This window comes from Nonomuraea sp. PA05, from assembly GCF_008086045.1.
Taxonomy (GTDB): Bacteria; Actinomycetota; Actinomycetes; order Streptosporangiales; family Streptosporangiaceae; genus Nonomuraea; species Nonomuraea monospora.
Genome location: NZ_VSEY01000009.1, coordinates 186,727 through 200,056 on the forward strand (window position 1 = coordinate 186,727; position 13,330 = coordinate 200,056).

Annotated in this window: 11 protein-coding genes and 1 pseudogene; 7 read left to right on the top strand and 5 right to left on the bottom strand. The window is 72.6% G+C overall.

The genetic code is table 11. The features are described from left to right. Positions 1 to 28: 28 nt before the first annotated feature. Positions 29 to 1,036 (bottom strand): annotated as a pseudogene (locus tag FXF51_RS16610) (RNA polymerase sigma factor); the annotation flags it as partial. A gap of 93 nt (positions 1,037 to 1,129) precedes the next feature. Between FXF51_RS16610 and FXF51_RS16615 the strand changes: the two are divergent. Beyond that, entirely contained in the window at positions 1,130 to 1,831 is a 702-nt protein-coding gene (locus tag FXF51_RS16615) for a TetR/AcrR family transcriptional regulator (protein ID WP_148435360.1), read from the top strand. A gap of 10 nt (positions 1,832 to 1,841) precedes the next feature. Here the strand turns inward: FXF51_RS16615 and FXF51_RS16620 are convergent, their stop codons facing one another. The 3 genes from FXF51_RS16620 to FXF51_RS16630 are packed head-to-tail and all read right to left on the bottom strand — an operon-like array spanning position 1,842 to position 5,464. Beyond that, positions 1,842 to 2,942 (bottom strand): winged helix DNA-binding domain-containing protein, encoded by a 1,101-nt coding sequence (locus FXF51_RS16620; RefSeq protein WP_148435361.1) that lies wholly within the window; start codon positions 2,940 to 2,942, stop codon positions 1,842 to 1,844. 16 nt (positions 2,943 to 2,958) lie between these two features. After that, positions 2,959 to 4,389, bottom strand: coding sequence for a WS/DGAT/MGAT family O-acyltransferase (locus FXF51_RS16625; protein ID WP_148435362.1), 1,431 nt, complete (start codon positions 4,387 to 4,389; stop codon positions 2,959 to 2,961). Positions 4,390 to 4,414: 25 nt separating this feature from the next. Then, positions 4,415 to 5,464, bottom strand: a complete 1,050-nt coding sequence (locus FXF51_RS16630) for a winged helix DNA-binding domain-containing protein (protein WP_148435363.1) — start codon at positions 5,462 to 5,464, stop codon at positions 4,415 to 4,417. 9 nt (positions 5,465 to 5,473) lie between these two features. Between FXF51_RS16630 and FXF51_RS16635 the strand changes: the two genes are divergently transcribed. The 6 genes from FXF51_RS16635 to FXF51_RS16660 all read left to right on the top strand — a co-directional run bounded on the left by FXF51_RS16635 (position 5,474) and on the right by FXF51_RS16660 (position 12,664). Beyond that, positions 5,474 to 6,652, top strand: coding sequence for a cysteine desulfurase-like protein (locus tag FXF51_RS16635; protein WP_148435364.1), 1,179 nt, complete (start codon positions 5,474 to 5,476; stop codon positions 6,650 to 6,652). A 124-nt stretch (positions 6,653 to 6,776) separates the two neighbouring features. Further along, positions 6,777 to 8,090, top strand: a complete 1,314-nt coding sequence (locus FXF51_RS16640; protein WP_148435365.1) for a purine-cytosine permease family protein — start codon at positions 6,777 to 6,779, stop codon at positions 8,088 to 8,090. Positions 8,091 to 8,110: 20 nt separating this feature from the next. Then, positions 8,111 to 9,661 carry a hydantoinase/oxoprolinase N-terminal domain-containing protein gene (locus FXF51_RS16645; protein ID WP_148435366.1) on the top strand — a complete coding sequence of 517 codons (1,551 nt, stop codon included), beginning with the start codon at positions 8,111 to 8,113 and terminating at the stop codon, positions 9,659 to 9,661. Between the two features lie 3 nt (positions 9,662 to 9,664). Next, positions 9,665 to 10,735: a DUF917 domain-containing protein gene (locus tag FXF51_RS16650; RefSeq protein ID WP_148435367.1), complete on the top strand. Its 1,071-nt coding sequence runs from the start codon at positions 9,665 to 9,667 to the stop codon at positions 10,733 to 10,735. Beyond that, positions 10,732 to 11,826 (top strand): DUF917 domain-containing protein, encoded by a 1,095-nt coding sequence (locus tag FXF51_RS16655; RefSeq protein ID WP_148435368.1) that lies wholly within the window; start codon positions 10,732 to 10,734, stop codon positions 11,824 to 11,826. Before FXF51_RS16650 ends, FXF51_RS16655 begins: the two co-directional genes overlap by 4 nt. Positions 11,827 to 11,878: 52 nt before the next feature. Further along, positions 11,879 to 12,664, top strand: coding sequence for a glycerophosphodiester phosphodiesterase (locus FXF51_RS16660; RefSeq protein WP_148435369.1), 786 nt, complete (start codon positions 11,879 to 11,881; stop codon positions 12,662 to 12,664). A gap of 18 nt (positions 12,665 to 12,682) precedes the next feature. Here FXF51_RS16660 and FXF51_RS16665 read toward each other — a convergent pair whose 3' ends face one another. Continuing rightward, entirely contained in the window at positions 12,683 to 13,285 is a 603-nt protein-coding gene (locus tag FXF51_RS16665) for a TetR/AcrR family transcriptional regulator (protein WP_148435370.1), read from the bottom strand. Between the last annotated feature and the right edge of the window lie 45 nt (positions 13,286 to 13,330).

The following is a 13,330-nucleotide window of genomic DNA, read 5'->3' on the forward strand; positions in this document are numbered from 1 at the left end:
TTTCCGTACCCAGCTCAGGTGGTCGCGCCTAGCTCAGGTAGTCGCGCAACGCCAGCGACCTGGACGGATGCCGCAGCTTGGACATGGTCTTGGCCTCGATCTGCCGGATGCGCTCCCGCGTGACCCCGTAGACCCGCCCGATCTCGTCGAGCGTCATCGGCTTGCCGTCCATCAGCCCGTACCGCATGCTGATCACCCCGGCCTCCCGCTCGGAGAGCTGGTCGAGCAGCGACCGCAACTGCTGCTGGAGCAGGGTGAACGAGACCGCGTCGGCCGGTGAGACCGCCTCGGTGTCCTCGATGAGGTCGCCGAACTCGCTGTCGCCCTCCTCCCCCAGCGGCGTGTGCAGGGAGATCGGCTCGCGGCCGTACCCCTGGACCTCGATGACGCGGTCGACCTCCAGCTCGCTCTCCTTGGCGACCTCCTCGGGGGTGGGCTCGCGGCCGAGGTCGCTCTGCAGCCGCCGCTGCACCCGCGCGACCTTGTTGATCAGCTCCACCATGTGGACGGGGATGCGGATCGTGCGGGCCTGGTCGGCCATGGCGCGGGTGATGGCCTGCTTGATCCACCAGGTCGCGTACGTGGAGAACTTGTAGCCGAGCTGGTAGTCGAACTTCTCGATCGTGCGGATGAGCCCTAGGTTGCCCTCCTGGATGAGGTCCAGGAAGAGCATGCCGCGGCCGGTGTAGCGCTTGGCGATGGAGACCACGAGCCGCAGGTTGGCCTCCAGCATGCGGCGCTTGGCGCGGGTGCCGTCGTCGGCGATCCACTGCAGTTCGGCGCGCAGGTCGTCGGCGAGGCCCGCTTCGGTGTCGAGCCGTTCCCTGGCGAACAGCCCCGCTTCGATGCGCTTGGCCAGATCGATCTCCTGCTCGGCGGTGAGCAGGGGCACGCGGCCGATCTCCTTCAGGTAGGCCTTGACCGAGTCAGCGCCGACGGCCGTGCCGCCGTCGGCGACGGTGTCGTCCAGTTCGAGAACCTCTGCTGCTTGGGACAAAACTCTCTCCTCGCTCGCTTTGGATGATTGGACGGCGGCCTAAACTTAGGTCGCGCCTAACTTTAGGTGCCCTCAAGGAGAGGGTCAACCTAAAATAAGGTCGAACCTAAAAATTTGTGGAAGACTACGGCCATGAGCACCGACACCTTGGGGTTGAGGGAACAGAAGAAGCGAGAGACCAGGCAGGCCATCTCTGACCACGCTACCCAACTGTTCCTGGAACGTGGCTTCGACCGGACGACGATCGCCGACATCGCCACCGCGGCGCGGGTCGCCAAGATGACCGTCACCAACTACTTCCCGCGCAAGGAGGACCTGGCGCTCGACCACCACGAGGAGTTCGCGGCGGGCCTGGCGCGGACGGTCGCGAACCGCCCCGCCGGGGAGTCGGCGCTGGGGGCGGTGCGGCGGGCGTACCTGGCGGCGCTGGAGCGGCGCGATCCGGTCATCGGCTTCACCGGGCGGGAGTTCGCGCGGATGGTGGCCGAGAGCCCGACGCTGGTGGCGCGGCTGCGTGATCTGCACGACCAGCGCGAGGAGGGGCTGGCGCGGCAGCTCGCGCACGAGGAGCCGGGCGACCCGGTCGCCGCCCGGGCGGTGGCGGCGCAGCTCGCGGCGGCGGATCGGCTGCTGTTCCGGGAGTTGCAGGCGCGGATGCTGGCGGACGACGACCCACCAGGGGCAGGTGCGGACGCGCACGCGACGGACCGGGGCGCGCACGCGACCGCCGACGCGGCCGTGCGTGACGAACGCATCGCCGCCGAACTCGGCGAGTTCGCGCGCCGGGTCTTCGACCTCCTGGAGCCCGCCATCGGCGGTTACGCCGTCCGCTGACCACACCCCCTCACGAAAGCGCCGCACCACTCCTCGGCGCCGACCATACGACCTCCCCTTCCCCCGCCACCCCCGCGAACGCCATCAGCCGCGCCCCCTCGGCGGCCACCTCCGCCATCACCTCGCCGGACAGCGGCGCGAAGGGCTCGACCTTCAGCACGCCGTCCTTAAGGTCCCACATGCCACCGACAGTTCCGTCGACCAGGAAGGTGGGGTAGACGGCCGCCCCCACGCACACCGCCTTCCGCTGTTCGGCGGTCATCATCCGCCCGCGGTCCGCGAAGGCGACGATGAGGTTGTCGAACCAGGGCAGGAAGCGCACGGGCGCGGGCACGTCGGCGGAGGCGAGCGGCGCGTCGGCCAGGTCGAAGAGGACACGTCCGGAAATATCGTGGTAACGGCGGAGGCCGGGCATCGCCTCCATGACCGGGCGCAGCCGTGTCAGCCCCGACCACGCCTGCACGTCCATCACGCTCGCCGGCCCGTACGCCGCCAGATAGCGCGCCACCAGCCGCTCCACCGGCGGCGCCGGCTCCAGCGGCCGTCCCAGCCACTCCTCCGCCAGCGTGAACGGCGTGGGCCCGCCCTTCCCCCAGATCCCGTTCGGGTGCACGATCGGCAGCAGCGCCTGCGCCGAGAAGCCGAGCGCCGTGCCGTCGGTCCCGGGCCACCGCTCCCGCAGCAGGTCGCGCAGTTGCGGGCGGGTGAGCGTGCGCCCGGCCAGGTGCCCGCGCGCCAGCGTGGCCAGTTCCTCGACGTCCACCCCGCGCATCAGCCGCCCGAACGCCGCCTGCCGGGTACGCGAGAGGATGACCTGCATCAGCGGCCGGATCCAGACGTAGTCGTCGGCCAGCGTGAGGTGCTGCGTCCCGCGCAGCAGCGAGCCGCGCACCACGTGCCTGCTGTGCAGGAGCGAGGCCAGGTCGTCCTGGGTGAAGGAGGCCAGGCGGGTCCACAGGCCGAGGTACGGCGCGTCGATCTCCTGCCCCTGCACGGCCACCAGGCGCTCGACGGCCTGGGCGGCGGACAGCTCGGCGCGGTTCAGCAGCAGTTGCCGCTCCAGCGTGGTGCGGTTGAGCACGCGGAGGTCGAGCTCGCGGATCAGCGTCATACGGGCAGCGTATGAGTCATTGCGGCAAGTCTCCTTCCGCGTTGCGCAGCTCGTTCAGGGCGTCCCGCAGGTGCTCGGTCAGCTCCCAGGCGTCCGGCACCATCTGCCTGTCGGTGACGAGGCCGATGTCGAGGGAGCCGTCGTAGGAGAAGGCCGTGATGTTCAGCCCCCCGCTCACGTCCGTGATCACCGAGACGGGGTAGTGGCAGAGCAGCCGCGCGCCGCAGACGTACAGGGGGAACTGGGGGCCCGGCACGTTCGAGATGATCAGGTTGATCGGCGGCGCGGCCTGCCCCACCAGCGCGAACGCCGAGCGCGAGGCCAGCCCCATGAGCGCGGCGGGCATGGACTCGCTGAACTCGCGCAGCCACCGCGCGGGCGCCAGCGAGAACCTGTCCTTGATCCGGTGCATGGCGTGCCGCACGTGGTGCAGCCGCGCGACCGGGTCGGCGACGTGCACGGCCAGCGGCGCCGTCATGATCGCCACCTGGTTGCCCGGCCCCTCCTCGCCGGCGGCCCGCAGCGAGAACGGCACCCCGGCCACCAGCGGCGTCCTCGGCACCCCGCCGTGCGCGGCCAGCCACGTGCGCAGCCCGCCCGCGCACACGGCCATGACCACGTCGTTGACCGTCACCCCGAACGCCTTGCGCACCTGCTTGATCTCCTCCAGCGGCAGCGACGCGAACGCGAAGCGCCGGTGCCCGGACAGGGGCCCGCTGAACGGCGTCCTCGGCGCGGGCAGCGCGGGCAGCTCAGGCGCGCCGCCGCTGCCCGCCAGGCGGCGGGCGAACCCGGAGACGGCCGCCGCGCCGGGGATCCACGACACGACGGGGATCTCGTCCAGATGCGGCACGGCGTCGGCGGCGAACCGCACGGCGGCGGCCGGGTTGCCCGCCAGCCTGGTCAGGCCGCGCGCCACCATGGCCAGCGGCCCGGGCGGCGGCTCGTCCCGCTCGGGCGGGTACGTGGGCGGCGGCGCGGGTTCCGGCGTCAGGTCGAGCAGCGCGGCCAGCACGTCGGCGCCGCCGATGCCGTCCACGGCCGCGTGGTGGATCTTCGTGTAGAGGCCCATCCGGCCGCCGGACAGCCCGTGGATCAGGTAGATCTCCCACAGCGGCCGGCCGCGGTCGAGCCGCCGGGCGTGCAGCCGCGAGACCTGGTCGGCGAGCTGCCGGTCGTCGCCGGGCGGCGGCAGGCCGATCTCCCTGACGTGATAGTCGAGGTCGAGGTCGTCCTCCTGCACCCAGTACGGATGGTCGAGGCCGAGCGGCACGGTGGCCAGCCGCCGCCGTAACGCGGGCACGTACGGGAGCTTGCGTTCGAGCAGGCCTTGCAGGTCGGTCCGGTTCAGGTCGCCTTCCAGGACGGCCAGGCCGGCGATGTTGGCGATGTTGGTGGCGGTCTCGAAATGGAGGAACTGCGCGTCCAGGGCGGTCAGCTGTGGCATCGTCACACCTCCGCCACCGAACCTGTCAGACTGCGTCCACCGCTTCAAGGGTCAGCGAGGCGGCGTCGGGCTCGGCGAAGGCCAGCAACCGCAGGCCCTCCTCCTCCAGCAGGCTCAGATCGGTCTCACCGAACGGGCTGACCAGCAGCCTCGCCTTCTTGCCCGAGCGCTTGATCTGCCAGGTGCCGGCCGCGAAGCCGTCCACCAGGTAGACGGCCCTGACGCGGAGGTTCTTGGTGGCGACGAAGCCCTTGTGCTCGTCGGCGAGGACGCGGGTGCGGTCGGCGTGGCCGAGGATCAGGGTGTCGAAGTCGGGCAGGAAGCGTACGGGGGCGGGCACGTCGCCGTCCGGCCGGGGCGCGCCCGGAAGGTCGAACAGCTCGCGCCCGGTGAAGTCCTTGACCCGTTCCAGGTCCATGCCGGTCATGATCGGGCGCAGGCCGCGCAGCCCCGACCAGGTCTGCACGTCGGCGGGGGTGGCGGGGCCGAACGCGGCCAGGTAACGCTCGATCAGCGCGGGCACGCCGGCGGGGGCCTGCGGGGCCGCGGGAAGGCCGAAGGACGGGTCGCGCGGGTAGCTCCACCGGTCGTCGGTGGGCTCGATGACCAGCGGGGTCAGCATGCGCACGGCGTACCCGAGCGCCCGGTCGTACCCTCCGGGGAACTCCTCCAGCAGCCGCGGCCGCAGCTCGTTGAACGTCATCGGCCCCGCCGCCAGCAGCCGTTGCGCGGCGGCGGAGACGGCCTCGAAGTCGACGCCGTCGAAGCGGCGCGCGGCGGCCTCCAGCACCGGCGCGACCACCGGCCGGAACGCCGCGAAGTCGGCGGCCGTCACGAGGTGCAGCGTGGCCCGCCACAGGGTGGCGCGCACCAGCGTGCGCGCGTGCAGCGCCGCGTGCAGGTCGTCGCGCTCGAACCCGGCCAGCCGCGACCACACCCCCAGGTACGGCGGGCGCGGCTCCTGCGCCTGGAGCCCGGCGAGCCGGTGCACCACGTCCGCCACGTCGCCCTCGTGACGGGAGAGCAGATGCTGGCGGGCCAGGGTGGCACGGTTGAGGTCGCGAAGGCTGAGCATCTACATATCATGCCCTTCCCCATCAAAGAGGTACGTGCCACGTACCCCGCCCTGTCCGACGGCTACGCCTACCTCGACGGCGCGGCCGGCACGCAGACCCCCCGCCCTGTGATCGACGCCATCGCCACCGCCTACCGGACGGGGATCGGCAACGTCGGCGGCGCCTTCCCTGCCAGCCACCGCTCCGACGCCATCGTGGCCGCCTGCCGCGCCGCCGTGGCCGACCTGGTCGGCGGGCACCCCGACGGGGTGATACTCGGCCCGAACATGACGACCCTGACCTACCGCCTGTGCAGGGCGCTGGCGGGCCCCGGCGACGAGGTGGTGCTCTCCCGGCTGGACCACGACGCCAACGTGCGCCCGTGGACGCAGACCGGCGCCACCGTGCGCTGGGCCGAGGTGGACCCGGTCACCGGCGAGCTGCCCGTCGAGCAGTACGCCGAGCTGATCAACGAGCGGACGCGGGTCGTCGCGGTCACGGCGGCGAGCAACATTCTCGGCACCCGCCCCGACGTGCCCGCCATCGCCGGGCTGGCGCACCGGGCGGGCGCGCTGATGTACGTGGACGGCGTGCACGCCACCCCGCACGGCCCCGTGGACATGCGCGCGCTGGGCGCCGACTTCTACGCCACCAGCGCCTACAAGTGGTCGGGCCCGCACATCGGCGCGGTGATCGCCGACCCGGCGCTGCTGGAGACGGTCAGGCCCGACAAGCTGGCCTCCTCCCCCGACACGGTGCCGCACCGGTTCGAGACGGGTACGCTGCCGTTCGCCGACCTCGACGGGGTGACCGCCGCCGTCGATCACCTGGCCGCCATGGTGCCGGGCACGGGCAACCGCCGCGAGCGGCTGCTGACCTCGATGGCCGCCGCGGAGGAGCACGAGCTGGCGCTGTTCGCGGCCCTGGTCGAGGGGCTGGAGACGATGCCGCACGTGACGGTGTACGGCAAGCCGGCCAGGCGCACCGCCACCGCGTACTTCAACGTGGCCGGCCACACTCCGCGCCAGGTGGCCGAGCACCTGGGCAGGCTGCGGGTCAACGTGTGGAACGGCCACAGCTACGCCTGGGAGCTGACGGCCGCGCTGGGCATCCGCGACACGGGCGGCGCGGTGCGCGCGGGGCTGGTGCACTACAACGACCGCTCGGACGTGGACCGCCTCCTGGAGGGGGTGGCCGGCCTGGCGTGAGGCGCCGGGTGTGCATGATGCACGGTGAGGCCGTGCCGGCTGTGGGATGTCACCACTGACACCCGCTTGACCAGCGCCTATGGTGGGCGGCTAAGCAACACCCCCGCCTGCGAAGGAGCCCGGCATGGCCTCAGCCGTCGGTGTCGACGATTACGCGCTCACCAGGGTCCCCCAGAGCGCCCGCTACTCCTGGTGGTCGGTCGCCGTGCAACGGTTCGGCCAGGTCTCCGCGTTGAGCCAGTTCCTGCTCGGCGCCACGCTCGGCTTCGGGATGGGGTTTTGGGAGGCGTTCCTGGCGCTGACCCTGGGCGCCGTCATCCTGGAGGTGGTGGCGGTCTTCGTCGGCATCATCGGGATGCGGGAGGGGCTGTCCACGTCCATGCTGGCCCGGTGGACGGGGTTCGGCCGGTCCGGGTCGGCGCTGATCGGGCTGGCGATCGGGATCAGCCTGGTGGGCTGGTTCGGCATCCAGTCGGCGGTCTCCGCGCAGGGGCTGGCCGCCCTGGTGGGCGGGCTGCCCGAGTGGGGCTGGTCGCTGGTGTTCGGGCTGGTGGTGACCTCGATCGTGCTGTGGGGGTTCGGCTCCATGGCGTGGACGGCGTACGTCACGGTGCCCGCGTTCCTGGTCCTGGTCGGCTGGTCGATCATCAGCGAGCTGTCCCGGCACGACGTGGGCGCGCTGATCGCCTCGGCGCCGCCGGGGCCGCAGCTCAGCCTGCTGGAGGGCACGACGCTGGTCGCGGGCGGGTTCATCGTGGGCTCGATCATCACGCCTGACATGACCCGGTTCAACCGCAGCGTCGCCGACGTGGTCAAGCAGACGGTGCTCGGCGTGACGCTCGGCGAGTACGTCATCGGCATGGCGGGCGTGCTGCTCGCGCACGCCGTCGGCACCAGCGAGATCACCACCATCGTCACCTCGTCGGTCGGCTGGGTCGGCATCCTGGTGATCGTCGCCGGCACCATCAAGATCAACGACTGGAACCTGTACTCCTCCGGCCTCGGCCTGGTGAACTTCGTCGGCACCGTCTTCGGCAGGCGCGTGCACCGGGGCGTGGCCACGGCGCTGATCGGCGTCGTGGGCAGCGTGCTGGCCGCGGCCGGCATCCTGGGCGCGTTCACCGAGTTCCTGACGCTGCTCGGCGTGGCGTTCCCGCCGATCGCCGGGATCATGGTGGCCGAGTACTTCGTGGTGCGGCGCTGGCGCGGCGACCTGGAGGCCGCCAGGGCGCGCGGCGAGCTGCCGGAGCAGGCTCCGGCCTGGGTGCCGGCCACGCTGGTGATCTGGCTGGTGGCGGCCCTGGTGGGCAGGTTCGCGGAGGTCGGGCTCGGCAGCATCAACTCGCTGGTCGTGGCGTTCGTGCTCTACGTGGTGGCCGGGAAGCTGGGGCTGGTGCGGGGCGTGGGGGCCGGCCGTACCGAGCAGGTGCGGGTCTGAGACAAGTGAGGGGAAATCACGTGCGTATCGGTATCGACGTGGGCGGCACCAACACCGACGCCGTCCTCCTGGACGGGCGGCAGGTGCTCGCCGCCGTCAAGACCAGCACCACCGCCGACGTCACGTCCGGCATCGTGGCCGCCATCGCGGGGCTGCAGGAGCAGCGGCCGTTCGACCCCGCGGACGTGCGGGCGGTGATGATCGGCACGACGCACTTCATCAACGCCCTGGTCGAGGCGCGCAGGCTGGCGCCCACGGCGGCGCTGCGGCTGAGCCTGCCCGCAGGGGCGTCGCTGCCGCCGATGGTGGACTGGCCGGGACGGCTCATCGAGGCGGTGTCCGGGCGCGGTTACCTGGTGCACGGCGGTCACGAGTTCGACGGCAGGCACATCGCCGAGCTGGACGAGGCCGAGGTGCGCAAGGCCGCGGCCGACATGGGCCGGGCCGGGGTGCGCAGCGTCGCGATCACGTCGGTGTTCTCGCCGGTCAACGCCGAGTTCGAGGCGCGCGCCGCGGAGATCGTCGCCGCCGAGCTGCCGGACGCGGCGATCTCGCTGTCGTCCGAGATCGGCCGGATCGGCCTGCTGGAGCGGGAGAACGCCACCATCATCAACGCGGCGCTGCGCGAGCTGGCCGCGCACATCGTGGACGGCCTGGCCTCCTCGGTCACCGGGGCGGGCATCACCGCGCCGCTTTACCTGAGCCAGAACGACGGCACGCTCATGGACGTGGACTTCGCCCGCCGCTACCCGGTGGCCACGTTCGCCTCGGGCCCCACGAACTCCATGCGCGGCGCCGCCGTCCTGTCGGGGCTCGACACCTGCGCGGTGGTGGACGTGGGCGGCACCACCAGCGACGTGGGCGTGCTGCGGCACGGCTTCCCGCGCGAGGCCACCACCGACGTGACCGTGGCCGGGATCCGTACGAACTTCCGCATGCCGGACGTGTTGTCCATCGGCATCGGCGGCGGCAGCCGGGTCCGCGACGGAGCCGTGGGCCCCGACTCCGTCGGCTACGAGCTGACCTCCAAGGCGCTGGTGTTCGGCGGCGGCACGCTGACCGCCACCGACATCGCTGTGGCGGCGGGCCGGGCCGAGATCGGCGACCCCTCCCTCGTCGCGCACCTGGACAAGGGCCTGGTCGAGGCGGCGCTGCGGCGCATCGCGGACGACGTCGCCGACGTGGTGGAGCGCATGCGCACCTCCGCCGAGCCGCTGCCCGTCGTGGCCGTCGGCGGCGGCTCGGTGCTGCTGCCGGACGAGCTGGCCGGCGCGGGCGAGGTGCGGCGGCCCGAGCACTACGCCGTGGCCAACGCGATCGGCGCGGCCATCGCCCAGATCGGCGGCGAGGTGGACCGCGTGTACGCCGTGGAGCCCGGCCGCCGCGACGCCGTCGTGGACGCCGCCAAGCAGGAGGCCGTGGACCGGGCCGTGGCGGCCGGCGCGTCGCCCTCGACGGTGCAGATCGTGGACTTCGACGAGGTGCCGATCCCGTACCTGCCGGGCAACGCCACCCGGATCAGGGCCAAGGCCGTGGGCGAACTCCAGCTCACCGACGCGAAGGGACGCTGACACATGCGCGAGATCACCCTGTCGGACCTGGACGACATCGCGACCGGCGCGGCCGTCCTCGGCACGGGCGGCGGCGGCGACCCGCACATCGGCCGCCTGCTGGCCGCCTCCGCCGTGCGCGAGTACGGCCCGGTGAAGCTCTGCTCCCTGGACGAGCTGCCCGCCGACGCGGCCCTCGTGCAGGTGGCCATGATGGGCGCGCCCACCGTCATGGTGGAGAAGCTGCCCTCGATCGACCAGGTCTCCGCCGCGGCGGGCGCGCTGAGCGGCTACCTCGGCAGCGGCCTGACCCACGTCGCCTGCGCCGAGGCGGGCGGCGTCAACTCGCTCATCCCGGTGGTCGCGGCGGCCCAGCTCGGGCTGCCGCTGGTGGACGCCGACGGCATGGGGCGGGCCTTCCCGGAGATCCAGATGGTCCTGCCCACCCTGTACGGGGTGCGCGCCACGCCGATGGCCATCGCCGACGAGAAGGGCAACCGCGCCGTCCTGGACACCGTGGACAACCACTGGGCCGAACGCCTGGCCCGCTCGGCGACCATCGACATGGGCTGCTCGGCGATGATCAGCTCGTACGCGATGACGGGCGGCCAGGCCCGCGAGTCGCTCGTGCCGGGCACCCTCAGCCTCTGCGCCGAGCTGGGCGCGCTGGTGCGCGAGTCGCGGGCCGCGCACGCCGATCCCGTGGCCGCCGTGGTCGCGAGGCTGGGCGGCGCGACGCTGTTCACCGGCAAGGTGACCGACGTCGAGCGCCGCACCGTGACCGGCTTCGCCCGGGGCACCGCGACGCTGTCGGGCCTGGACGGCGACGCGGGCGGCGAGCTGACGCTGCGCTTCCAGAACGAGTACCTGGTGGCCGAGGTGGACGGCCGGGTGCGGGCGACCGTACCGGATCTGATCTGCACCCTGGACCGGGAGAGCGGCGAGGCCGTCACCACCGAGGCGCTGCGGTTCGGGCAGCGCGTGACGGTCATCGCCGCGCCCGCCGACCCGCGCTGGCACACGCCGGAGGGCCTGGCGCTGGCCGGGCCGCGGTACTTCGGCTACGACCTCGACCCCGTGAGGGCGGCCGGATGAGCTGGGAGCTGACCGAGGCGGACCTGCCGGACCTGGCCAGGGGCGCCGCCGTGCTGGGCACGGGCGGCGGCGGCGACCCGTACGTCGGCCAGTTGCTGGTGCGCGAGGCCGTCCGCGAGCACGGCCCGATCACCGTGCTGGACCCGTCCGACCTGGACGACGACACGCTGGTCATCCCGACCGCCCAGATGGGCGCGCCGACGGTGGTGCACGAGAAGCTGCCGCGCGGCACCGAGCCGGTCGCCGCGCTGCGCGCGCTGGAGTCGCACCTGGGCAGGAAGGCCGGCGCGACGATGCCGATCGAGTGCGGCGGCATCAACTCGATGATCCCGCTGGTGGTGGCCGCCAGGACCGGCCTTCCGGTCGTGGACGCCGACGGCATGGGACGCGCCTTTCCCGAGCTGCAGATGGAGACGTTCGCGGTGTACGGGGTGCCGGGCTCGCCGATGGCCGTGGCGGGGGAGCGCGGCGAGACCGCGATCATCGACACCGGCGCGGACAACGCGCGCATGGAGTGGCTGGCGCGCGGCGTCACCGTCCGCCTGGGCGGCGTGGCGCACATCGCCGAGTACGCGATGACCGGAGCGCAGGTCAAGCGGACGGCGGTGCCGCGTACGCTGTCACTGGCCCGCACGGTGGGCCGCACGCTGAGGCAGGCCAGGGAACGCGCGGCCGACCCCGTCGCGGCGCTGGCCGAGGCGCTGCGCGACACCCTGTACGGGCACCTGCGGGTGCTGTTCAGCGGCAAGGTCACCGACGTCGAGCGGCGCACCGAGGCGGGCTTCGCGCGGGGCAGGGCGGCGGCGGTGTCGTTCGACGGGCGGCACGAGCTGGAGCTGATGTTCCAGAACGAGCACCTGGTCGCGCTGGTGGACGGCGAGCCGCGCTGCATCGTCCCCGACCTGGTGTGCGTGCTGGAGTCGGAGCAGGCCGAGCCGATCACCACCGAGAGCCTGCGTTACGGCCAGCGGATCACGGTCGTGGGCATCTCCACGCCCGCCCTCATGCGCACCCCTGAGGCGCTCGCGGTGTTCGGGCCCGCCGCGTTCGGCCTGCCGTACCCGTTCAGGCCCGTGGAGGAGGTCGCGTGAACGGCGGCGGGTCGCTGTACGGTGGGCACACCTCAAGATCGAAAGGTGTGCCGTGACAACCCCCCTCACCGCGTTACTGCTGGTCTCGTTACTCACCGCGCCGTCCGCCGCCGCCCTGCCCGCGTGCCCGCAGATCTTCGGGCACGGCGGCTACCCGACCGGCGCCAACGCCTGGGAACGCGACCAGATCCGCCAGCCCAACAACCCCACGGCCATCCGCCAGTACAAGGCCTGGGGCTCGGCGGGCGTCGAGGCCGACCTGCAGCTCACCAGGGACGGCACCAAGGGCGTCATGTGGCACAACACCTCCACCTGGGGGCTGACCGGCACGAAGAAGAACATCACCGAGATCTGGTGGGCCACGGGCGACACGAAGCTTCAGGGCCGCACCATCACCCGCGGCCCGTTCCAGGGCGAGAAGGTCCACACCTTCCGCGAGTGGCTTGCCGCGATGCGGTCGGCCGGCCTGGTCGGCCTGGTGGAGATCAAGCCCGAGGCCCGGCAGTCGCTGTTCAGCACGAACGCCACGATCAAGGCGCGGGCCTGGGCCGAGGTGCTCGACCCCGTCAAGGAGAACATCGGGTCGCAGGAGATCATCCTGTATTCCCACGACAGCGGGATCGCCGCCGAGCTGCGCAGCCGGGTGACGGCCGCGGGCCTGACGCGGGTGCTGAGCGGCGGCCCGATCTGGCCCGACGTCACCAAGTGGGAGGAGCCGCCGCCCTCGTGGACGCTGAACGAGGCCGCGTGGAAGACGGCCCTGCAGAGCGGCGCCAGACGGATCGCCACCGACTACCCGGCCCAGCTCCGCAACTGGCTCGTGGGCAAGTGCCAGTGAGCGTGCGCGACCACCCCCTCAGCTGACCCCGGCACGGGCCGCCGCCAGCGCCGCCGCGGCGGCCCGGTCCGCGGCGGCCTCGTCGAGCGGCTCCCCCGTGTTGACCAGGGCGTAGTACAGGGGCGCGGAGACGGCGGCGATCACCCGGGCCGGATCCGTGCCCGCCGGCAGTTCGCCGCGCTCGATCGCGTCGGTGACGCAGCCCGACCACTCCTCGATGCGCACGGCGTAGAAGCGGTGCAGCGCCCGCGCGGCCTCCTCGTCGCAGAGCGAGGCGGCGATCAGCGCCTTGAACAGGCGCCCCTGCCGGGGATCGGTCAGCGTCCTGACGACCAGGCGGGCGTTGTCACGCAGGTCCTCCCCCACGTCGCCGTTGCGGGCGCGCGGCAGCGAGGTCTCCGCCATGTTGTTGAGCAGGTCGGCGGCGAGCGCGCCCGGCGTGCCCCAGCGGCGGTAGACGGTGGTCTTCCCGACTCCCGCGAGGCGGGCGACGTCGCCGAGGTCGATGGCCTCGAACCCCTTCTCGGCCAGGGTGTCGCCGGCGGCCCGCAGGACCGCCTCGCGGACGCGGGCGGTGCGCCCGCCTGGACGGACGGCTCCGGGCTGTGGGTCGGCGGTCATGACAGAACTCCTTATCGGGACACCGGTTCCCTTTAGACGGCTTAT

Bases quoted from the DNA above. Each gene is read 5' to 3' on its own strand.
- FXF51_RS16665 (WP_148435370.1), bottom strand. From the start codon at position 13,285: ATGACCGCCGACCCACAGCCCGGAGCCGTCCGTCCAGGCGGGCGCACC.
- FXF51_RS16640 (WP_148435365.1), top strand. From the start codon at position 6,777: ATGGCCTCAGCCGTCGGTGTCGACGATTACGCGCTCACCAGGGTCCCC.
- FXF51_RS16615 (WP_148435360.1), top strand. From the start codon at position 1,130: ATGAGCACCGACACCTTGGGGTTGAGGGAACAGAAGAAGCGAGAGACC.
- FXF51_RS16635 (WP_148435364.1), top strand. From the start codon at position 5,474: ATGCCCTTCCCCATCAAAGAGGTACGTGCCACGTACCCCGCCCTGTCC.
- FXF51_RS16620 (WP_148435361.1), bottom strand. From the start codon at position 2,942: ATGACGCTGATCCGCGAGCTCGACCTCCGCGTGCTCAACCGCACCACG.
- FXF51_RS16630 (WP_148435363.1), bottom strand. From the start codon at position 5,464: ATGCTCAGCCTTCGCGACCTCAACCGTGCCACCCTGGCCCGCCAGCAT.
- FXF51_RS16625 (WP_148435362.1), bottom strand. From the start codon at position 4,389: ATGCCACAGCTGACCGCCCTGGACGCGCAGTTCCTCCATTTCGAGACC.
- FXF51_RS16650 (WP_148435367.1), top strand. From the start codon at position 9,665: ATGCGCGAGATCACCCTGTCGGACCTGGACGACATCGCGACCGGCGCG.
- FXF51_RS16655 (WP_148435368.1), top strand. From the start codon at position 10,732: ATGAGCTGGGAGCTGACCGAGGCGGACCTGCCGGACCTGGCCAGGGGC.